Annotated in this window: 23 protein-coding genes; 10 read left to right on the forward strand and 13 right to left on the reverse strand. The window is 67.8% G+C overall.

Annotated features, from left to right (window positions below; genetic code table 11):
• Window positions 1-8 precede the first annotated feature (8 nt).
• Window positions 9-833 (forward strand): methylenetetrahydrofolate reductase [NAD(P)H], encoded by an 825-nt coding sequence (gene metF, locus FB547_RS04595; protein WP_145740004.1) that lies wholly within the window; start codon window positions 9-11, stop codon window positions 831-833.
• Between the two features lie 89 nt (window positions 834-922).
• Window positions 923-1528 (forward strand): septal ring lytic transglycosylase RlpA family protein, encoded by a 606-nt coding sequence (locus tag FB547_RS04600; RefSeq protein WP_145740006.1) that lies wholly within the window; start codon window positions 923-925, stop codon window positions 1526-1528.
• A 20-nt stretch (window positions 1529-1548) separates the two neighbouring features.
• Here FB547_RS04600 and FB547_RS04605 read toward each other — a convergent pair whose 3' ends face one another.
• Window positions 1549-2499 carry a 23S rRNA (adenine(2030)-N(6))-methyltransferase RlmJ gene (locus FB547_RS04605; RefSeq protein ID WP_145740008.1) on the reverse strand — a complete coding sequence of 317 codons (951 nt, stop codon included), beginning with the start codon at window positions 2497-2499 and terminating at the stop codon, window positions 1549-1551.
• 194 nt (window positions 2500-2693) lie between these two features.
• Here FB547_RS04605 and rplM point away from each other — a divergent pair, with 194 nt between their 5' ends.
• The 4 genes from rplM (at window position 2694) to mdtD (ending at window position 5609) form a co-directional block, all read left to right on the forward strand.
• Window positions 2694-3125, forward strand: coding sequence for a 50S ribosomal protein L13 (gene rplM / locus FB547_RS04610; RefSeq protein WP_015867439.1), 432 nt, complete (start codon window positions 2694-2696; stop codon window positions 3123-3125).
• Window positions 3126-3137: 12 nt separating this feature from the next.
• Entirely contained in the window at window positions 3138-3530 is a 393-nt protein-coding gene (rpsI, locus tag FB547_RS04615) for a 30S ribosomal protein S9 (RefSeq protein ID WP_015867438.1), read from the forward strand.
• A gap of 183 nt (window positions 3531-3713) precedes the next feature.
• Window positions 3714-4079: an iron-sulfur cluster insertion protein ErpA gene (gene erpA, locus FB547_RS04620; RefSeq protein ID WP_007827949.1), complete on the forward strand. Its 366-nt coding sequence runs from the start codon at window positions 3714-3716 to the stop codon at window positions 4077-4079.
• A 99-nt stretch (window positions 4080-4178) separates the two neighbouring features.
• A complete protein-coding gene (gene mdtD, locus FB547_RS04625) occupies window positions 4179-5609 on the forward strand; it encodes a multidrug transporter subunit MdtD (RefSeq protein WP_145740010.1) in 1431 nt (476 codons plus the stop codon).
• Window positions 5610-5624: 15 nt separating this feature from the next.
• Here mdtD and FB547_RS04630 read toward each other — a convergent pair whose 3' ends face one another.
• Together FB547_RS04630 and FB547_RS04635 are read right to left on the reverse strand one after the other, a co-directional pair.
• Window positions 5625-6752: an anhydro-N-acetylmuramic acid kinase gene (locus FB547_RS04630; protein WP_145740011.1), complete on the reverse strand. Its 1128-nt coding sequence runs from the start codon at window positions 6750-6752 to the stop codon at window positions 5625-5627.
• Window positions 6753-6781: 29 nt separating this feature from the next.
• The gene (locus FB547_RS04635; RefSeq protein WP_145740013.1) at window positions 6782-8122 is read right to left on the reverse strand and encodes a M23 family metallopeptidase; all 1341 of its coding nucleotides are present in this window, start codon (window positions 8120-8122) and stop codon (window positions 6782-6784) included.
• Window positions 8123-8279: 157 nt separating this feature from the next.
• Between FB547_RS04635 and tyrS the strand changes: the two genes are divergently transcribed.
• Complete coding sequence (gene tyrS / locus FB547_RS04640; protein ID WP_145740015.1) at window positions 8280-9512, forward strand: tyrosine--tRNA ligase; 1233 nt, start codon at window positions 8280-8282, stop codon at window positions 9510-9512.
• Between the two features lie 39 nt (window positions 9513-9551).
• Here tyrS and FB547_RS04645 read toward each other — a convergent pair whose 3' ends face one another.
• Together FB547_RS04645 and FB547_RS04650 are read right to left on the reverse strand one after the other, a co-directional pair.
• A complete protein-coding gene (locus FB547_RS04645; protein WP_145740017.1) occupies window positions 9552-10169 on the reverse strand; it encodes an OmpA family protein in 618 nt (205 codons plus the stop codon).
• Window positions 10166-10660, reverse strand: a complete 495-nt coding sequence (locus FB547_RS04650) for a FecR domain-containing protein (protein ID WP_145740018.1) — start codon at window positions 10658-10660, stop codon at window positions 10166-10168. Before FB547_RS04650 ends, FB547_RS04645 begins: the two co-directional genes overlap by 4 nt.
• A gap of 140 nt (window positions 10661-10800) precedes the next feature.
• Between FB547_RS04650 and FB547_RS04655 the strand changes: the two genes are divergently transcribed.
• Together FB547_RS04655 and dtd are read left to right on the forward strand one after the other, a co-directional pair.
• Window positions 10801-11715, forward strand: a complete 915-nt coding sequence (locus FB547_RS04655) for a cation diffusion facilitator family transporter (protein WP_186454108.1) — start codon at window positions 10801-10803, stop codon at window positions 11713-11715.
• The gene (dtd, locus tag FB547_RS04660) at window positions 11712-12152 is read left to right on the forward strand and encodes a D-aminoacyl-tRNA deacylase (protein WP_145740021.1); all 441 of its coding nucleotides are present in this window, start codon (window positions 11712-11714) and stop codon (window positions 12150-12152) included. Before FB547_RS04655 ends, dtd begins: the two co-directional genes overlap by 4 nt.
• 15 nt (window positions 12153-12167) lie before the next feature.
• Here dtd and ybeY read toward each other — a convergent pair whose 3' ends face one another.
• Both ybeY and FB547_RS04670 read right to left on the reverse strand, forming a co-directional pair.
• Window positions 12168-12626: an rRNA maturation RNase YbeY gene (gene ybeY, locus FB547_RS04665; RefSeq protein WP_145740023.1), complete on the reverse strand. Its 459-nt coding sequence runs from the start codon at window positions 12624-12626 to the stop codon at window positions 12168-12170.
• A gap of 1 nt (window position 12627) precedes the next feature.
• Entirely contained in the window at window positions 12628-13569 is a 942-nt protein-coding gene (locus FB547_RS04670; RefSeq protein WP_145740024.1) for a PhoH family protein, read from the reverse strand.
• A gap of 169 nt (window positions 13570-13738) precedes the next feature.
• Here FB547_RS04670 and ruvA point away from each other — a divergent pair, with 169 nt between their 5' ends.
• Window positions 13739-14311 carry a Holliday junction branch migration protein RuvA gene (gene ruvA / locus FB547_RS04680; protein ID WP_124958725.1) on the forward strand — a complete coding sequence of 191 codons (573 nt, stop codon included), beginning with the start codon at window positions 13739-13741 and terminating at the stop codon, window positions 14309-14311.
• Window positions 14312-14325: 14 nt separating this feature from the next.
• Here the strand turns inward: ruvA and FB547_RS04685 are convergent, their stop codons facing one another.
• From FB547_RS04685 to FB547_RS04710, 6 genes are read right to left on the reverse strand one after another with little or no spacing between them, the layout of a single operon-like run.
• Entirely contained in the window at window positions 14326-14952 is a 627-nt protein-coding gene (locus FB547_RS04685; RefSeq protein WP_145740026.1) for a YdeI/OmpD-associated family protein, read from the reverse strand.
• A complete protein-coding gene (locus tag FB547_RS04690; RefSeq protein ID WP_145740028.1) occupies window positions 14949-15902 on the reverse strand; it encodes a phosphatidate cytidylyltransferase in 954 nt (317 codons plus the stop codon). Before FB547_RS04690 ends, FB547_RS04685 begins: the two co-directional genes overlap by 4 nt.
• Window positions 15899-16621, reverse strand: a complete 723-nt coding sequence (locus FB547_RS04695) for a lysophospholipid acyltransferase family protein (RefSeq protein ID WP_225612636.1) — start codon at window positions 16619-16621, stop codon at window positions 15899-15901. The genes FB547_RS04690 and FB547_RS04695 overlap by 4 nt, the downstream gene beginning before the upstream one ends.
• The gene (locus FB547_RS04700; RefSeq protein ID WP_145740029.1) at window positions 16618-17058 is read right to left on the reverse strand and encodes a hypothetical protein; all 441 of its coding nucleotides are present in this window, start codon (window positions 17056-17058) and stop codon (window positions 16618-16620) included. Before FB547_RS04700 ends, FB547_RS04695 begins: the two co-directional genes overlap by 4 nt.
• Window positions 17051-18400: a phosphatase PAP2/dual specificity phosphatase family protein gene (locus FB547_RS04705; protein ID WP_145740031.1), complete on the reverse strand. Its 1350-nt coding sequence runs from the start codon at window positions 18398-18400 to the stop codon at window positions 17051-17053. The genes FB547_RS04700 and FB547_RS04705 overlap by 8 nt, the downstream gene beginning before the upstream one ends.
• 19 nt (window positions 18401-18419) lie before the next feature.
• Window positions 18420-20189 carry a bifunctional alpha/beta hydrolase/class I SAM-dependent methyltransferase gene (locus tag FB547_RS04710; RefSeq protein ID WP_145740032.1) on the reverse strand — a complete coding sequence of 590 codons (1770 nt, stop codon included), beginning with the start codon at window positions 20187-20189 and terminating at the stop codon, window positions 18420-18422.
• Window positions 20190-20220: the final 31 nt, after the last annotated feature.

The raw sequence follows: 20220 nt of genomic DNA on the forward strand, positions 1-20220 counted from the left end.
AGACGCAGGTGCGCCTTCCATTGAGCTTCGAATTCTTTCCGACCAAGACGCCCGAGGGTGCGGTCAAGCTGCGCGCGGTGCGCCAGCAGCTGTATGCGCGCAAGCCCGAGTTCTGCTCCGTGACCTACGGCGCGGGCGGCTCCACGCACCAGGGCACCTTCGGCGCGGTACAGGAAATCCTGTCCGAGGGTGTCGATGCCGCGAGCCACTTCTCGTGCATCGGCGCCACGCGCGCCACCGTGCGCGAACAGCTGGCCGAGCTCAAGGCGATGGGCGTGAAGCGCCTGGTCGCCCTGCGCGGCGACCTGCCGAGTGGCTACGGCATCGGCGGCGAGTTCCAGTACGCGAGCGACCTCGTGGCCTTCATCCGCGAGGAGACCGGCCGCGACTTCCACATCGAGGTGGCCTGCTACCCGGAGGTGCATCCGCAGGCACGTTCGCCCGAGGCCGACCTGCAGGCCTTCGCCGCCAAAGTGAAGGCCGGCGCCGATTCCGCGATCACGCAGTATTTCTTCAGCCCCGAGGCGTACTTCCGCTTCGTCGACGACACCCGCAAGCTGGGGCTCGACCTGCCGATCGTGCCGGGCATCATGCCGATCACCAGCTCGACGCAGCTCATGCGCTTCTCGGATGCCTGCGGCGCCGAGATCCCGCGCTGGATCCGCCTGCGGCTGCAGGGCTTCGGCGACGACACGGCCTCCATCAAGGCCTTCGGCCTCGACGTAGTGACCGACCTCTGCGCGCGGCTGCAGGGCGGCGGCGCGCCGGCGCTGCACTTCTACACGATGAACCAGTCGGCGGCGACGCTGGCTGTATTGGAGCGCCTCGGTTGAAGGGGGGGCGTCCAGGAGCGGGGAGCCCGCTGCGCGCGGCGTTTCGGGTTGCGCTTGTCGCAGCAGCCTGTGCGCTGGCCGGCTGTGCGATGCCCCCCGCCACCGAGGGCGGGCCGACCGACAAGGACGCCAAGCTCCTGCCGCTGCCGCGCCAGCTGGCCGTTCCGCCGGGTGCTCCGGCACGATCGAACGTGCCTTCGGTTCGCTACGACCTTGCCGTATCGGGCGCCGGCGAACTGGGGCCCGACGACGGCGTGCCTGGAGACGGCGGCCCGCGCGAGATCTTCGAGCGCGGCGGGGCCTCGTGGTACGGCATCCAGTTCCACCAGCGCAAGACCGCGAGCGGCGAGCGCTTCGACATGACGGCCATGACGGCGGCCCACAAGACCTTGCCGTTCAATACCCGCGTTTGCGTGCGCAGCCTCGTCAACGGCAGCGAGGTGCTGGTGCGCATCACCGACCGGGGGCCTTATGCGCAGGGCCGCATCATCGACCTGAGCCGCGCCGCGGCCGAACGCATCGGGCTGATCGGGCTCGGCATCAAGCAGGTGGCGCTGACGATCATCGACCGCGAGGGCATGCGTTGCGGTGGCTCCGAGGTGGAGGAGGGCGAGGCGCAGGCCCAGGCGCCGGCGGCTGCACCCGCACCTGCGCGCCGCCAGGTGAAAGTGCCACCGCGCCGCCGCCGCCGCTGAAGCGGCAAAGACCGCCGGGCCTAGCCGCCGGCGTCGAGCGAGAAGGTGGCGTGCCGGTCTTGCGCCAGCCGCTGCACCAGCTGGGGCAGGGCGGCCGCCAGCAGCGGCTTCAGCGTGTAGGGCGGGTTGATCAGGAACATGCCGCTGGCCGGAAGGCCCGGACGCTGGGTTTCGCCCGTCGGCGTGGTGGTCAGCTTGCTCGACTTGACCGTGAGCGTGGCGTGCAGCCAGGGCTTGCCGGCCTTGGTGGCCAGGGTCTTGAGCCGGCGCGGCAGGTCATGCGCCTCGGGGCGCGGAATGATCGGGTACCAGATGGCGTAGGTGCCGGTGGCAAAGCGCTTGAGCGCCTCGGCCGCGAAGTCGAGCACGCGGCCGTAGTCGCTCTTGATCTCGTAGCTCGGGTCCATCAGCACCAGCGCGCGGCGCGAGGGCGGCGGCAGGAACTTGGTGGCGCTGCCGAAACCGTCTTCGCGCAGCACCGCGATCTGCCGGCCCGCCTCGAGCTGCGCGATGTTGGCGTCCAGCGTGCGGGCATCGGTCGGGTGCAGTTCGAACAGCTTGAGCTTGTCGTGGTCGCGCAGCAGGTGCTGCACGATGAACGGCGAGCCGGGATAGATGCGGGCGCCGCCCTTGGGGTTGAAGTCGTGGATCACGCTCAGATAGCGTGCAATCGCGTCGGCCAGGGGCGCCTCGGCTTCGGGCGCTGCCTTTTTGGCGGCGGACTTGGCGGCAGGGGCCGGCGAGGCAGGGGCTTTCTTGTCCGCCAACAGGCGCAGCACGCCTTCGGCGGCCTCGCCGCTGGTGCCGGCGTAGTCGCCGTCCAGGCGGTACAGGCCGGCGCCGGCGTGGGTGTCGACCACGGTCAGCGCTGCTTCTTTTTCGAGCAGGTGGTCGAGCGTGGCAATCAGCACCGTGTGCTTGAGCACGTCGGCGTGGTTGCCGGCGTGGAAGGCGTGGCGGTAACTGAACATGGGGTCGATGGTAACGGCTTGGACGGCCGCTGGGCCCGAATTTGCCCCGATTGGCCGATTCTTCGTATAATCGCGGGCTTCGCAGCGTTTTTGTAGCCCCGCGGCGGAGAATTATTCCCACCTAAGAGATTCCCGTCAGAGGAACGCCGACCGTGGAAAAGGGCTCGCCAAACCCTCTTTATAGAGAAAAACTCATGACCAAAACGTTCAGCGCCAAGCCCGCTGACGTGACGCACGAGTGGTTTGTGATTGACGCGACCGACAAGGTCCTCGGACGAGTAGCCAGCGAAGTTGCTCTCCGTTTGCGCGGCAAACACAAGGCCATTTACACGCCTCACGTCGATACCGGTGACTTCATCGTCATCATCAACGCAGCCCAGCTGCGCGTCACCGGCGCCAAGCCGATCGACAAGGTCTACTACCGTCACTCGGGCTACCCGGGCGGTATCACGGCCACGAACTTCCGCGACATGCAAGCCAAGCATCCGGGCCGCGCCCTGGAAAAGGCCGTCAAGGGCATGCTGCCCAAGGGCCCGCTCGGCTACGCGATGATCAAGAAACTCAAGGTGTACGGTGGTGCAGAACACCCGCACACCGCCCAACAGCCCAAAGTGCTGGAACTGTAAGGAGCCTTGAGAATGATTGGTGAATGGAACAATGGCACCGGCCGTCGCAAATCGAGCGTCGCCCGTGTGTTTCTGAAAAAGGGCACCGGCAAGATCACGGTCAACGGCAAGGACATCCAGGAGTTCTTCGGCCGCGAAACCTCGATCATGATTGCCAAGCAGCCCCTGGTGCTGACCAACAACCTCGAAGCATTCGATGTCATGGTCAACGTCAACGGCGGCGGTGAATCGGGCCAGGCCGGCGCAACGCGCCACGGCATCACCCGGGCGCTGATCGACTACGACGCAAGCCTCAAGCCGGTGCTGAGCCAGGCCGGCTACGTCACGCGCGATGCACGTGAAGTCGAGCGCAAGAAGGTCGGTTTGCACTCTGCACGCCGCCGCAAGCAGTTCAGCAAGCGCTGATCCTTCCTGTTCATCGCGAACAAAAGCCGCCTTCGGGCGGCTTTTTCATTGCCGCGGCCTTGGCGGATGTGTGTTCGACCCCACTTGCGTTGGGTGCTCGCTGCCTCCCGCCAGCCAGGAATGCGGCATTGCAGTAGCATTGGTCCATTGGCCGCATGTACGGCCCCCAAGGAGTTATCCCCCATGAGCGCTGTTGCCGAAAACATCCAGACCCAGATGCCCGAACCGATCGTCTTCACCGACAGCGCGGCTGCCAAGGTGGCCGACCTGATCGCCGAAGAGGGCAATCCCGACCTCAAGCTGCGCGTGTTCGTGCAGGGCGGCGGGTGCTCGGGCTTCCAATATGGTTTCACCTTCGATGAAATCACCAACGAAGACGACACCACCATGACCAAGAACGGCGTGTCGCTGCTGATCGATGCCATGAGCTACCAGTACCTGGTCGGCGCCGAGATCGACTACAAGGAAGACCTGCAGGGCGCCCAGTTCGTGATCAAGAACCCGAACGCCACCAGCACCTGCGGCTGTGGATCGAGCTTCTCGGCCTGATGCCGGGCTGATGCTGGCACCAGCATTCGCTCCTTGAAAAAGCCGCCCTCGGGCGGCTTTTTGCTGCCCGCCGCTTTTTCCTTTCCCCCTCGCCACCTCATGACCTCCGCCGCCTCGGCCATCGATCCTGCCCGAAAGAGCCTGCTCTGGCTCGTGGCGATCGGCTTCTTCATGCAGACGCTCGACGCCACCATCATCAACACCGCGCTGCCCGCCATGGCCGCGAGCTTGGGCGAAAGCCCGCTGCGCATGCAGTCGGTGGTGGTGGCCTATGCGCTGACCATGGCGATGCTGATTCCGGCCTCCGGCTGGATCGCCGACCAGTTCGGCACACGGCGCGTGTTCTTCTCGGCCATTGTGCTGTTCGTCGTCGGCTCCGTCCTGTGCGCCTTGTCGGTGGGCGTCGGGCAACTGGTGGCTGCGCGGGTGGTGCAGGGCCTCGGCGGCGCCTTGCTGCTGCCGGTGGGGCGGCTGACGCTGCTGCGCACCGTGCCGCGCGGGGAGTTCCTGCAGGCGATGAGCTTCGTTGCCATTCCGGGGCTGATCGGGCCGCTGCTCGGACCCACGCTGGGCGGCTGGCTGGTGCAGTACGCCTCCTGGCACTGGATCTTCCTGATCAACGTGCCCGTGGGCTTGGCCGGCTGCCTCGCAACCCTGCGCTTCATGCCCGACCTGCGCGGGGCCATCCAGCGCCGCTTCGATGGCGCGGGCTACGCGATGCTGGCCTTCGGCATGGTTGCGATCTCGCTGGCGCTCGACGGCGTTTCGGGTGCGGGGCTGCGCCAGGTCAGCGTGCTGCTGTTGCTGGTGTTCGGCTTTGCGAGCGTGGTCGCCTACTGGCTGCATGCCGCGCGCCGGCCCGAGCCGCTGTTCTCGCCGTCGCTCTTTGGCGTGCCCACGCTCAGCATCGGCTTGCTCGGCAACCTGTTCTCGCGGCTCGGCAGCAGCTGCATGCCGTTTCTCGTGCCCTTGCTGCTGCAGGTGTCACTGGGCTATTCGCCGCTTCGGGCGGGGCTCATGATGCTGCCGATCGCGCTGGCCGGCATGGCCATGAAGCGCTTCGCGACCCCGTTGATCACGCGCCATGGCTACCGCAAGGTGCTGGTGGCCAACACCGTCCTGGTGGGCCTCGCGATGGCCAGTTTCGGCCTGACCGGGCCGGAGCAGCCGGCTGCGCTGCATATCCTGCAATTGCTGGCCTTCGGTGCCGTCAACTCGCTTCAGTTCACGGCCATGAACACCATCACGCTGAAGGATCTGGACGGCAGCATGGCCAGCAGCGGCAACAGCCTGCTGTCGATGGTCCAGATGCTTGCAATGAGCCTCGGCGTGGCGGCTGCGAGCGCAGTGCTGGCGGGCTACAACGGTATTTTTGGCCTCGAGACGGCGAAGCAGACGCTCGATGCCTTCCAGGCCACTTTTGCCACGATGGGGCTCGTCACGATCGCTTCTGCGCTGATCTTCTGGCATTTGCCTGCAGAAGTGCGCGCTGCCCATCCGGCCCAGCCCGAGGTTTCTGGCCAGGGGTGACGCAGTGCCGGCCCGTCAGGCCGGATAAATCGCCCCGAGCACTCGGGGGCCTCGTGCGCCGGTCACGCTGGCCAGGTTGCCGGCTTCGCGGCGTACCGTGCTGCGGGCCAGCCAGGCAAAGGCCGCGGCCTCGACCTGCAGCGGGGGCAGGCCATGTGCCGTGGAGGCGGCCACTTCCACGCCGGGCAAGTGCGCGCGCAGGCACTCGAGCAGATGATCGTTCAGCGCCCCACCGCCGCAGACGATCAGCAGTTTGCTATCGTTTCCGTAGCGAAAAACGTCCGCTGCGCATACGCCGGCGGTGAACTCGGTCAGGGTGGCCTGCACGTCGGCGGGCGCCGCGCCGGCATCCGGGCCCAGGCGGACCGAAAGCCACGCGGGATTGAACAGGTCGCGCCCGGTGCTCTTGGGAGGCGCCTTCGCAAAATACGGATCGGCCTGCAGCCGCGCGAGGAGGTCGGGCAGCACCCGTCCACTGGCGGCCCATTGCCCGCCGCGGTCGAAGGGCTGGCCGGTATGGAGCTGGCTCCAGTGATCCATCAGGGCATTGCCGGGGCCGCAGTCGAAGCCCAGCACCGCCGGCTCTCCCGGCGCGTCGGCCGCGGGCAGCAGGCTCAGGTTGGAAATGCCGCCGATATTCAGCACCGCCACGGGTTCGCCAGCGCGTGCGAACAGCGCACGGTGGAAGGCGGGCACCAGCGGCGCGCCCTGTCCACCCGCGGCCAGGTCGCGGCTTCGGAAATCCGCGACCACGTCGATGCCGGTCAGCTCGGCCAGCAGCGAGGGGTTGTTGATCTGCAGGGTGTAGCCGACGCCGTCGAACTCGGTGGGCCGATGGCGCACCGTCTGCCCGTGCGCGCCGAGGGCCGTCACCTGGCTGGCAGGAGTGCCGCTGTCCGCCAGCAGCTGGCTGGCGACGCCAGCATAGATGCGGGCCAGGCCATTGCCGGCCAGCGCGGCACGATGGAGCTCGTTGTCGCCGGGGCTGTTGAGCGCCATCAGCTCGGCGCGCAAGGCGGCGGGAAAAGGCGCCGTGGCATAGGCCCGCACGGCGATGCGGCCATTCGCGAAATCGGCCAGCACGCCATCGACCCCGTCGAGCGAGGTGCCCGACATCAGGCCAATGAACAGTTCGGCGGCCATCTCGATGGGAAGGCGAGCCGCGCCGGGGCTCAGTCCGCGCTGGCCTGGATGACCGAGAACGCGGCCGCCAGTTCGGTGCGTGCGCCGACTGCAATGCGCTCGAAGGCCGGGCGCAGGGACGCAGTGATGGGGGCGCCGCCCTCCTGGGCGATGGAGGTCGGGTCCTGGTACTCGCCGTTCACGCGGAACTCGAAGTGCAGGTGAGGGCCCGTGGCCCAACCGGTGGAACCCACGGCGCCGATCGTCTGGCCCTGGGTGATGCTTTCGCCGGCCTTGACGTTGATGCGGCTCAGGTGGGCGTAGGCCGTCTGCTGGTTGTTGCGGTGCTTGATGATGACGATGTTGCCGTAGCCGTTCTGGGTGCCGGCGAAATCGACCGTGCCGTCGCCGACGCTGCGCACCGCGGTGCCCGTGGGGGCCGCGAAGTCGATGCCGTTGTGCTGGCGCCAGCTGTTGAGGATCGGATGCATGCGCATCGCGAAGCCGCTCGACACGCGCGAGAACTCGACCGGCGAGCTCAGGTAGGCCTTGCGCAGGCTATCGCCATTCGGGCGGTAATAGCTGCCCTTTTGGCCCGGGGGCTGGAACCAGACGGCCTGGTGCACCTTGCCGCCGCTCTCGAACTCGGCCGAGAGCACGCGGCCGCTGCGCAGCGCCTGGCCGTCGGCCTCGAAGGTTTCGTAGACCACGGCGAAGCGGTCGCCCTTGCGCAGCGCGCGCACGTCGACGTCGCCCGCAAAGATGTCGGCCAGCTGGCTGGCCACCGCGTCGGGCACGCGGGAGTCGTCGGTGGCGGCGAACAGCGAGGTGCGGATGACGCCGCTGGCCAGGCGCGTGCCCGGCGTCAGCGTGTCGCGCTCGGTGAGCGCCACGAAGCCGACCGGCGTGCGCTCGATGACGAAACGCTTGAAGCCGCCGTCGCCATCGGGAATCCAGCGGGCGCTCAGCTTCTTGAGCTGGTTTTCCTGCGTGGCTTCGGCCGTGACGGTGCGCCCGGCGCGGGCGAACAGGGCGTTGCGGGCCTCGCTGCTGCCGCGCACGAAGGCGGTGGCGGCAGGGTCGGAAATGCCCAGGCGCTTCAGCAGGGCCTCGGCCGTGTCGCTGGAGCGCGTGATGTCGGTGCGAAACAGCGTGAAGCTGAAGTTTTCCAGCGATTCGCTCTGTTCGGCGAAAGACAGCGGAGCGGTCGCTTCGAGGATCTGCTGCACCGGGAGGTCGGAGGCGTCGGGGCCCAGGGAGGCCACTGCCAGGGTTCCGGCGCTCAGCAAGGCAGCCGCGATGGCTGCGGTGATCTGCTTGGGATAGGTCCGGAACGTATAGGCCACGCGAGAAGCCAAAAGCTCCTCGGCGGCGAGAATGCCGTTGATCAAACTATGAATTCCAGCTCAGGTTCTGCAAATCCGCGCTGCAAAGCCCAGGACGGACAGGGCGGCAGGGCGGTGCGGAAAAAGCGCCGCTTAGAATTCGGCGCTAGAAAAGTCGGGCTGAGTATAGCTTCGGCAACCTGAAAATCAGCTAAAAAAGCCTATGAATGCCGAATCTGTTACATCCACAAGCCTCTCGGATGGTGTAAGACGAGCGCTCGAAATATCGCTCCGGGGCACCGACGAGCTGCTGCCGCAGGATGAATGGGTGCGCAAGCTGCAGCGCTCGGAAGCCACTGGGACGCCGCTGCGCATCAAATTCGGCCTGGATCCGACGGCTCCCGACATCCATCTTGGGCACACCGTGGTCTTCAACAAGCTGCGCCAGCTGCAGGACCTGGGCCACACAGTGATTCCCCTGATCGGGGACTTCACGACCACCATCGGCGACCCTTCCGGGCGAAACAGCACGCGGCCGCCGCTGACGCGGGAGCAGATCGAGGCCAATGCGACCACCTATTTCGACCAGCTGCGCCTCGTGCTGAACGTCGATCGTGCAGAAGTTCGCTACAACTCCGAGTGGAGCGACCCGCTGGGCGCCCGCGGCATGATCCAGCTGGCCGCCAAGTACACCGTGGCGCGGATGATGGAGCGCGACGACTTCAACAAGCGCTTCAAGGCCGGCCAGTCGATCTCGGTGCACGAATTCCTCTACCCGCTGATGCAGGGCTACGACTCGGTGGCCTTGAAGAGCGACCTCGAGCTGGGCGGCACCGACCAGAAGTTCAACCTGCTCGTCGGCCGGCATCTCCAGCAGGAATACGGCCAAGAACCGCAGTGCATACTCACTATGCCGCTGCTGGAAGGGCTCGATGGCGTCGAGAAGATGTCCAAGAGCAAGAACAACTACATCGGCATCAGCGAGGACGCCAACACCATGTTCGCCAAGGTGCTGTCGATCTCCGACGAGCTGATGTGGCGCTGGTACACGCTGCTGAGCTTCCAGTCGCTCGCGCAGATCGAGGCGCTCAAGGCCGAGATCGCGGCCGGCCGCAACCCCAAGGATGCGAAGGTGGCGCTGGCCAAGGAAATCACCGCGCGCTTCCACAGCGCGGCGGCGGCCGAGGCGGCGGAACAGGATTTCATCAACCGCAGCAAGGGCGGCGTGCCCGACGACATTCCCGAGCTGTCGCTGGCCGGAGCGCCACTGGGCATTGCGCAGCTGCTCAAGCAGGCCGGCCTTGCGCCCTCGGCCTCCGAAGGCAATCGGCTGATCGATGGCGGCGGCGTGCGCGTCGACTCCGTGGTGGTCAGCGACAAGGCGCTCAAGCTGCCCGCGGGCCGCTACGTGGTGCAGGTCGGCAAGCGCAAGTTCGCGCGCGTGACCCTCGGCTGAGCGGGGCCGGCAGCGCGGCGAGCGCCGCGCGCCTGGCCGTCAGCGGACTTCGATGGTGACGCGCCGGTTGCGCGGCTCGTCCACTTCGTCCGCGGTGGGTACCGCGAGTTCGCGCTCGCCGCGGCCCACGGCCTCGATGCGCCTGGCCGGGAACTGCCGTTCGATGAAGAGTTGCACCACTTCCTGCGCGCGCCGCTGCGAGAGCATGTCGTTCTGCTCGAGCGCGCCCTTGGTGTCGGTGTGCCCGGTCACCACGATGTCGCTGCCGCTGCGGGTTTGCGCGGCAATCAGCGCCTCGTTCATGACCTGCTGCGACGCGGGCGTGAGCGTGGTGCCGCCAACTTCGAAATACACGGTGTAGCGCTGCGGCGCGGGCGGCCGCATGTCGAACAGGATCTTGTGGTCCGCCTGCACCTTGGCCGGGTCGGCTTGGTCGACCACCGGCGCACCGGAGGCGCCGACGGCGGCGGTTGCACGCTGGTAGGGCCTGGAAAGGACTTCCTCGCCGTCCTTCGCGCGCACGATCACGGCGGAAGGCTTGTCGTCCGCCTGCGGCAGCAGCACCACGCGGGTGCCTGGCGCCGAACATGCGGCCAGCAGTGCCGCGGCCAGTGCGGCAATGGAAAGAAGGCCCCGGTTCGTCGTCGCCTCCCTCATGGCTGCCCGTCGGTCTGCACGATGAAGTCGGTTCCGCGGATGCCGATGGTGGCGGTTTGCGTCTCCACCCGTATCGCGTCGGGATTGGTCTTGCCGATCAGGCCGGTGATCATGCGCATGGAGCCTCGCAGCAGCGAGACGAGCACGCCGCCTTCGTGCGTGGTGGCATTGAAGTGGAATTCCTTCAGGTCCAGCCGCGACGAAGGCCCGACCACCAGCGTCGTGTCGTCGCGCAGGACCACCGAGGCGGATGAGTCGGGACCGGTCACGATGCGGTCCACGGCAGCCAGCGCATCGCCTGCGTTGGCTGCGCGGAGCGTGCCGGCGGTGCTGAGCAGCTGCACGTTGCCCCGCACCGATTTCACGAACCCTGCCTGCGGTTCTGCAGCGGGGATGGCGCCCGCAGGACGGGAAGGCGCCTGCGCTTGAGCCAACGCCGCTGCGCCCCAGAAGGCGAAGCCTCCCACGGCGATCAGGAATTTTTTCATCATCACTCTTCTGCGAATGTCTCGCGGTGCCACAAATATTAAATACATGGAGTCGGCAGATGGAGGCCGCGCTCGATAATTCGATCGCGGATGCGGACCTTTGCCGCATTCTTGCCGACTTTTATCGCCTACGCCTTCCCTGCATGACTTTCACGCCCAAGACGCTGCTTCGTGTTTCCGTGGCGGTTGCGCTCGTCACCATCCTGCTCAAGGGCCTGGCGGGCTATGTGACCAACTCGATGGGCTTGATCTCCGATGCGATGGAGTCCTTCGTCAACCTTGCGAGCGCGATGTTTGCACTGGGCATGGTGACCATCGCCTCGCGGCCGGCCGACGAGGACCATCCCTACGGCCACCACAAGGCCGAGTACTTTTCGTCGGGCTTCGAGGGCATCCTGATCGTCGGCGCCGCCGCCGCCATCCTCTGGGTCTCGGTGCAGCGGCTGCTTGCGCCGCAGCCGCTGGAGCAACTGGGCTGGGGGCTCGGGCTCTCGGTGGTCAGTTCGGGCTTCAACGCGGCCCTGGCTTTTGCGCTGTTCCGCGCCGCGCGAACGCACCGCTCGATTGCGCTCGAAGCCGATGCGCGGCACCTGATGACCGACGTGTGGACCTCGGCCGGGGTGGTGGTCGGCATCGTGGCCGTGCACTTCAGCGGCTGGCTCTGGCTCGATCCGGTGCTGGCCATTGGCGTGGCGCTCAACATCGTGCGCGAAGGCGTCAGGCTGGTATGGCGCTCGTCGCAGGGGCTGATGGACGAGGCCCTCGACGCCGAAACCATTGCCACGCTGCGCACCACGCTCGACCAGTTTGCCGCACGCATGCCGGAAGGCACGCGCATGCGCTTCGACGACATGGTGACGCGGCGCGCAGGTCAGCGCCGCTTCGCCGACCTGCACATGCATGTGCCCGGCGAGTGGACGCTGCAGCATGCCGCCGCGATGCGCGACGAACTGGAGCAGGCGCTGATGGACGCCGTGCCGGGCCTGCGCGTGACCATCCAGCTGCTGCCCCTGGGCATGGAAGCACGCGGCCCGCGCATCGAGGAAGAAGCGGTATGAAAGCCGTCGTGCAGCGCGTGGCCAGCGCGCGTGTCGACATCGCCGGGCAGACTGTCGGCGCCATTGGCGCCGGCCTGCTCGTGCTGCTGTGCGCCGAGCGCGGCGATGCCGATGCGATGGCCGACCGCATGCTGGCCAAGCTCTTGAAGCTGCGCATCTTTTCGGACGAGGCGGGCAAGATGAACCGCAGCGTGCAGGACATCGGCGGCGGCCTGCTCGTGGTGAGCCAGTTCACGCTGGCCGCCGACGTGAGCGGCGGCAACCGGCCCAGCTTCACGCAGGCGGCGGCGCCTGACGAGGGGCGGCGGCTCTACGACTATTTCGTGGACCGGGCCCGCGCCGCGCATCCGGTGGTGGCCACCGGGGAGTTCGGCGCCGACATGCAGGTTCACCTGGTCAACGACGGGCCGGTCACCATCCCGCTGCAGATGGCGTAGCGCCGCGCGCGGGCCTCAGCGGCCGTACGGATTGCGGATGCCGAGGCCCGCGAGGATCTCGATCTCGCGCGCTTCCATGGCCTCGGCGTCGGCCTCGCCGGTCTCGTGGTCCCAGCCCTGCGCGTGCAGCGTGCCGTGGACCAGCAGGTGCGCGTAGTGGGCGGCCAGGGTCTTGCGCTGTTCCTTCGCCTCGCTCGCGACCACCGGCGCGCACAGCACCAGGTCGGCCATCACCATCGGACTCTGGGTGTAGTCGAAGGTCAGCACGTTGGTGGCGTAATCCTTGCCGCGGAACTCGCGGTTCAGGCGCTGACCTTCCTCGGCATCGACGATGCGCACCGTGATCTCGCCGTCGATCTCGAGCGCATGGCGGATCCAGCGTGTGACGGCGTGGCGCGGCAGCGCGGCGCGGTGCCGTTCGACGCCCTTGAAGCGCGCGAACTGCAGCGAAAGGGAAAGTGCGGGCAGCGCCATTTCAATGCGCTCCGGCGCGCTTGCGTTGCCCGTCGTAGGCATCGACGATCTTGGCCACCAGCGGATGCCGCACCACGTCGGCGCTGGTGAAGTGCGTGATCGAAATGCCGTTCACGCGCCTGAGCACGCGCTCGGCATCGATCAGCCCGCTCAGCTGCTGCTTGGGCAGGTCGATCTGGCTCACGTCGCCGGTTACCACCGCCTTGGCGCCGAAGCCGATGCGCGTGAGGAACATCTTCATCTGCTCGACCGTGGTGTTCTGCGCTTCGTCGAGGATGACGAAGGCGTTGTTCAGCGTGCGTCCGCGCATGAAGGCCAGCGGTGCGATCTCGAGCGCATTGCGCTCGAAGGCCTTCTGCACCTTCTCGAAGCCCATGAGGTCGTAGAGCGCGTCGTACAGCGGGCGCAGGTAGGGGTCGACCTTCTGCGTCAGGTCGCCCGGGAGGAAGCCGAGCCGCTCGCCCGCTTCCACAGCCGGTCGCGTGAGCACGATGCGCTGCACCGCGGCGCGCTCGAGCGCATCGACCGCGCAAGCCACGGCCAGATAGGTCTTGCCGGTGCCGGCCGGGCCGATGCCGAAGGTGATGTCGTGCTTGGCGATGTTGTCGAGGTACAGCGCTTGCGTGGGCGTGCGCGCGCGCAGGTCGGCGCGGCGGGTGACGAGCAGGGCCGCGTCCTCGTCGCTCATCGAGCCGTCGCCCGCGAGCGTGAGCTGCACCACGGCCGGATCGATCGGACGCTGCGCGATCTCGTACAGCGCCTGCAGCACGTCCATTGCGCGCTGCGCGGAGGCCTTGGGCCCATCGACCTTGAACTGCTCGTGGCGGTGCGCGATCTTCACGCCCAGCGCCTCCTCGATGCGGCGCAGGTGCGCGTCCAGCGGGCCGCACAGGTGGCCCAGGCGCGAGTTGTTGGGCGGGGTAAAGGTGTGTCGCAGAATCACGCGGTATCCATTTCCATCTTTTTGGCAGCCCTATGCAAGACCAGTCATGCTCGAAAAAACGCAATCCAAAGCGGGGAACACCGCGGAACCGGCTTTGCCGGGCCGCCGGTGTTGCCCCCTTGAGGGGGGAGGCGGCTACACGAAGTGAGCAAGCAACGGGGGTGGGCCAATGATAGGCAAACTCACCGGCATCCTGGCCGAGCGCAACCCACCGCAGGTGGTGGTGGACTGCAACGGCGTCGGTTACGAGGTCGATGTGCCGATGAGCACGTTCTACAACCTGCCCGGCACCGGAGAGCGCGTTTCGCTGCTCACGCACTTCGTGGTGCGCGAGGACGCGCAGATTCTCTACGGTTTCGGCACCGCCGAGGAGCGTGCGGCCTTTCGGCAACTCATCAAGATCACCGGCGTGGGCCCGCGCACCGCGCTCGGCCTGCTGTCGGGGATGAGCGTGGGCGAGCTGTCGCAGGCGATCACGACGCAGGAGCTCGGCCGGCTGGTGAAGATCCCGGGCATCGGCAAGAAGACCGCCGAGCGGCTGCTGCTCGAACTCAAGGGCAAGCTGGGTGCCGACATCGGCCTGCCCGCGCATGCGGCCACCGACGCGCAGGCCGACATCCTGCAGGCGCTGGTCGCGCTGGGCTACAGCGACAAGGAGGCCGCGCTGGCGCTCAAGGCGCTGCCCAAGGACGCGACGGTGAGCGAGGGGATCAAGCTGGCGCTGAAGGCGTTGGCGAAATAAGGCGCCGGACCCGCTCAGGGGTGGATCTTCTCGCCCTTCGCGAGCATTTCCACGAACTGCGCAATGCGCTTCGCCCGCGTCTCGGGCTTCTTCGCGCCCTGCGTGCGGAACAGCACCGCATAGCGGTTGCGCGAATCGAGCGTGGCGAAGAAGGCGGCGGCCTTGGGGTTGGCGTCGAGCGCGGCCTGCAGGTCAGGCGGCACGGTGGCGACGCTCTGGGCATCGTAGGCCGCATGCCAGCGGCCGTCGGCTCGGGCGCGCTCCACTTCGGCCAGGCCGGCGGGCTGCATGCGGCCTTGGCCGATCAGCTCCAGGGCCTTGTCGCGGTTGATCTTCGACCAGGTGCTGCGCGCGGTGCGCGGGGTGAAGCGCTGCAGGAAATACTGCGCGTCCTCGCTCTTGCGCTGGCCATCGATCCAGCCCCAGCACAGCGCCTCTTCAAGCGCCGCGGGGTGGTCGATGGAGGCGATGCCGCTGTCCTTCTTCGCGATGCGCAGCCACACGCCGGCGGCGGTGGCATGGTGGCGCTTGAGCCAGCGCTCCCATGCGGCGGCGCTGCTGCATTCGATGGGTGTGTCGTGCGGAACGCGCTGCTCGGCGGCTGCGGGCTTTCTCGTGCGCGTGCTGCTGCCTGTGCTCATGGCACCCACCAGTAGCGCAATGCGTGGAAGTAGATCGGCGCCGCGAAGATCACCGAGTCGAGCCGGTCGAGCATGCCGCCGTGGCCCTCGATCATCGAGCCCCAGTCCTTCACGCCGCGGTCGCGCTTGATGGCCGACATCACGAGTCCGCCGAAGAATCCCATGAGGCAGATGGTGAGCGCCATCAGCGCGGCCTGCCACGGGTTGAATGGCGTGGCCCAGTAGAGCGCCGCGCCCAGCGCCGTGGCGCTGGCCACGCCGCCGACCAGGCCTTCCCAGGTCTTGGAAGGCGAGAGCTCGGGCGCCACCTTGCGCCGGCCGAAAAGCTTGCCCCACACGTACTGCAGCACGTCGCTGCCCTGCACCACAATCACGAGAAACGCGATCAGCAGCAGGTTGCGGCCCTCGAAACCGGGGATCTGCAGCGTGAGCAGCGCGGGCACGTGGCTGATGCAGAACACGCACACCATCAGGCCCCACTGGATCTTGGAGGTGCGCTCCAGGAAGCGCTGCGTGTCGCCGCCCACGGCCGCGAGAATCGGCAGCACCAGAAAGGCGTAGACCGGAATGAAGATCGAATAGAGCCCGTACCAGTCGATCCACACCAGGAAGTACTGCACCGGCAGCCCGATGTAGAAGGCGGCCGCAATCGCATGATGGTCGCCGCGCCGCGTGTAGGCCAGGCTGATGAACTCGCGCAGCGCATAGAACGAGATCAGGTAGAACAGCACGATCACGCCGCCCTTGCCGAACGCAAAGGCCAGGCCGATCACCGCCACCATCACCCACCATGCGTTGACGCGCGCATTGAGGTTGTCGATCACCGAGTTCGGCTGCCCCGCCGCCACGCGCCACTTGAGCAGCGCGCCGATGGCCGAGGCGAGGATCAGCACGCCGGCCACGCCGCCGAACAACTGCAGCGTGGTCTGGGTGGAAGCGGAGATGTTCATGGGGCTGCTGCTGCCTTTTCTTGCTCGGGCAGGCGGTCGTATTCGGGGCGCAGGTCGAGCATGGCGGCGCGCGCGCGGGCGATGAAGGCATTCTTGTCTTCGCCTTCTTCGAGCCGGATCGGCGTGCCGTAGCGCACCGTGCAGGCCAGCGGAATCGGCACCAGCGTGCCCTTGGGCAGCACGCGCTTGAGGTTCTCGATCCAGACCGGCACCAGCCGCACATTGGGGCAGGCGCGCGCCAGGTGATAGAGGCCGCTCTTGAGCGGCAGCAGGATGTCGTCGCCGGTGTTGCGCGTGCCCTCGGGGAACATGATGAGCGAGTCGCCGCCGTCCAGCGCCTCCTTCATCTGCTCGACCGGGTTCTCGCCCTGGCCCGAGCCGTCGCGCCGGATCATCAGTGCGTTGAACACGTCGGCGCCGATGAACTGGCGTAGCCTGGAGGCCATCCAGTAGTCCTGCCCGGCCACGGGCCGCGTGAGCGCGCGCAGGTCGGGTGGCAGCGTGGCCCACAGCAGCACGAAATCGCCATGGCTCGTGTGGTTGGCGAAGTAGAGCGTCTGCTCGGCCTTGGGCGTGGTGCCGCTCCAGATGGCGCGCACGCCGGTCAGGAGGCCCGCCGCGCCGATGATGAGCTTGCCCGCGACCACGGCCAGCGCGCGGCGCAGTACCGTGCTTTCGGGGCGGTGGTCTTTTTCGTTTTTGTCGTCTTCTTCGGTCAAGAGAGATCCTGTGTCATCAAGGCAAGAAGGAACATCGCGCTCTGGCAGGCGACCACGATGGCATGCCGCTGCATGAGCTGGCGGGTGCCCTGCACGCGGTCCTCGAGCGGGCGCAGGGCCTTCGACGCCTCCGCATTGCGCAGCCCGAGCCGGTCGAGCGCGGTGTCGAGCGCGTCCAGCGATGCGATGGCGCTGCGCGCCAGGTCGGCGAACAGTGCCTGGTCGAAGCGCAGCCTGAATGCGAAATAGCGCTCGAGCGCGCCCAGCACCAGCACCGCGCCAAACCCCATGGCGGCCGTGCTCGACAGCGAGCGCAATGTGAGCGCGAGCACCAGCGCCGCAATGCATGTGAGCGCGAAGCCCCACACCGCCAGCACCGCCGCGGCGCGCAGCAACGCGGCCAGCGAGGCGCAGGTGGCGCGTTCGCTGTCAGTCATGGGGCGGTGCTCCCGAAGCGGCGGTGCCCAAGGGCGCGAGCGACATCCGCCACGCCGGCCGCAGCACGATCTGCGGACGCGCCAGGCGCACGGCATCCTCGGCCTGCGCCAGTCCGCCCACCGCACCGTAGCGGCCCAGCCAGGCGATCACGGCGGCGGCGCTGCGCGAAAAGCCCAGCGCGCAGCAGACCCACACGGCCGCGCCGTCGGCATTGCGGCGCTGGCCTTCGATGACCGCGGCGGCGCGCTGCAGCCGCACGGTCGGCGGCACGGTCAGGTCGAGCATCGGCACGCAGCGCGCGTGCGGCACGCCGGCCGGCACCTGCAGCTCGGCGCACAGGCTCACGAGACGGGGCCGGCCGGCGGCAATCCATTCGGCGCGCGTGGGCCGCCGCCCGAGCAAGAGGCCCGGCACCACTTCGACGAAAGCCGGCAGCCTGCGCGTCCAGAGCCATGCGTTGACGGCCGCGCCGAGGCGATAGGGTGCGAGCAGCCAGCGTGCCGCCCAGCCCATTCGGCCTTGGCCATTCATCTGGAAGCCGCGCGCGCCAAAGCCGATGTAGTTGAGTGCCACCAGCGCCAGCGAGGCCGAAGGCCAGGCGAGCCACAGCGCAACGCCGCCCAGCTGCATGGCCGCCGCGAGGAACAGCGCCGCGCCCACGGCGTAGAAGCCCGCGAGCTTCCGGCGCTGCGCATCGCGCGTGCAGCGCCAGGCGCGCGGCATCGACACCGTGCGCTCCAGCGGCCACAGCCAGACGCAGAACAGTCCGAGCAGCGCGCCGGTCGGAATGTCGATGAAATGGTGCTGCCAGGTCGTGAGCACCGAGGCACAGATCGCGAACGCCCACACATGCAGCACCAGCCTGGCCCACGCGGCGCGCAGGAACTGCCGGTACCAATCCCAAAGGATCACCGCCAGCGCGATGTGCAGCGAAGGCGCCTGGTTGTAGGGCTGGTCGAAGCCGCGCAGGGCGTTGAACAGGAAGGCTGGCGCGCCCTCGACCGCCGGCTGCCCGAAGCTGAAATGCAGCGGCCAGATCACGAAGCAGGTGCAGGCGATGAGTGTTGCGCTCACCAGCCGCAGGGCATGCCGGTCGAGCGTGTGCCTGCTGCGCGCAAGGTACAGCGAGAGCGCGTAGAAGACGTTGATCGTCCAGTACGGAAAGATCGTCCAGGCCCAGAAGGGCAGCTGCCGCTCCCACTCGAAGGCCATCGAGGGCACCTGCGCGCGCGTGGCGGCCCACCAGTTGGCCAGGCCGTAGGTCGCATAGAACAACGGCCCCAGGAACACGAGCCAGGCGGTGGCGCGCTTCCAGGGCCGTTGTGCGAGCCAGTGCTTCATCTGGTGCGCAGCCCGACGCTCACGCGACCCTCACCGCGAGCGAGACGGTGAAGATGCCCCACTCGTCGATGCGCTGGTCGATCTTGCGGAAGCCCGCTTCCTCCACCAGCTGGTCCATCTCGGCCTGCGTGCGGCGACGCATCACCCAGGCTTCGCCCTGGCGATGGCTGGTGAGTGCGCGCGCAATCATCTCGAGCTGCGGATGCCAGGGCTGGCCGGTGTAGACCAGGTAGCCGCGGTCTTCCACCGCATCGCCCACGCCCGCGAGCGAGCGCCGCACCATCTCGTTGTCGGGGAACAGCTCGTAGAGGCCCGACACCACCGCGAGCGTGGGGCGCGGCGTCACGGTGGCCAGGCTGAGGCGGTCGAAGGCGTCGGCCTGCACGAACTGCGCCACGTCTTCCAGGCCCTTCTCGGCAATGAGTGCGCGGCCGTCGCGCACGTTGATGTCGCTGTAGTCGCGCAGCAGGATCGAGCTGGCCTTGACCGGGCTCGCAAGCACCGCGTCGAGCACATAGCGGCCATGGCCGGCCGCGATGTCCATCACGCGCACTTCGCGATGCATCTCGGCCAGGCGCTCCATGGCGATGCGGATCAGCTCCTCGACGTGGATCTTGCGCTGGCGGATGCCGCGCCAGCCGATCGAGTCCAGGTAGGTCCGGTCGATGGCGCGGCCCAGCGCGCCCTTGCCCTGCGGTTCGTTGCGGTAGACGTAGTCGAGCGTGCTGCCCGAATCGAAGCCGGTGTCGTGCCCGAGCTTCACGCCGCGCGAAAGCATGCCGCCCAGGCGCAGGCCGGCGCGCGTCAGCCCCCAGTAGGCGCCGCGTGGCGAGAGCGGCGCCAGCGGCTCGGCCAGCGCGCGCGACTCGTCGGCGGTGTTGCCGCCCAGGTGCGCGGCGCGCAGGTCGACCGGCGCCGGCGGTTGGTCGAACAGCTGCAGGATGAATTCGCGGATGGCCTGCACCGCCGGCGCGCGGTCCTTCTCGCCCAGTGTGTCGTGGAAGAAGCCCGGCAGCTCGAGCTTGGTCTTCACGGCGCTGCCCAGGCGCTCGAAGAACTGGTGCTGCGGCTTGTGGTGCACCACCCAGTCCGATCCCGAGATCAGCAGCTGCACGGGCAGCGTGATCGCGTTGGCATCGGCCACCACGCGGTCGGCGGCTTCGTAGAGGCCGAGCAGGATGTTGACGGCGATCGGCCGCGAGATCAGCGGATCGCTCTCGTAGCTGGCGATGCGCTCGGGGTCGTGCGTGAGGAACTTCGCCTTCACATAGCTGTTGACGAAGAACAGGCCGCGCAGCTTGTGCAGCAGCCCCAGCCCCGCGCGCGCGAACGGCACGTAGAGCTTGACCTTGAAGGCCGGCGAGGCCAGCGTGAGCCCGCGCACCTTGGGCGCGTAGTCATGCGCCCAGGTGGAAACCAGCACGGCGCCCACGCTCTGCGCAATCACGTGGACGTCGTGCTCCGCCACGCCGTGCGTGCTGCCGATGTGCTGGACGAAGGTCTGCACGTCGCGCACCGAGGTGGCAAAGCTCGGGCTGTAGCCGCGCTGGCCCGGCGAGCGGCCGTGGCCGCGCGCGTCCCACGCGAAGAAGTCGAAGTCGGGCAGGTCGAGCTCGTCGACCAGGTGCGCCATGCGCGCGCCGTGCTCGTGGCCGCGGTGGAACAGCACGATCGCGCCGCGGCGCGTGGCGCCGGTGGCCGGCCAGTGCCGGTAGAAGAGCGATTCGCCGTCGTGCGTGCGGAACTGGCGCTCCTGCGGAATGCGTTGCTGGGTGTTGTTGTCGGTCATCGGATCCCTGTGGCTATTTCTCTGTGTTCGT

The organism is Variovorax beijingensis (assembly GCF_007828835.1).
Taxonomy (GTDB): domain Bacteria; phylum Pseudomonadota; class Gammaproteobacteria; order Burkholderiales; family Burkholderiaceae_C; genus Variovorax; species Variovorax beijingensis_A.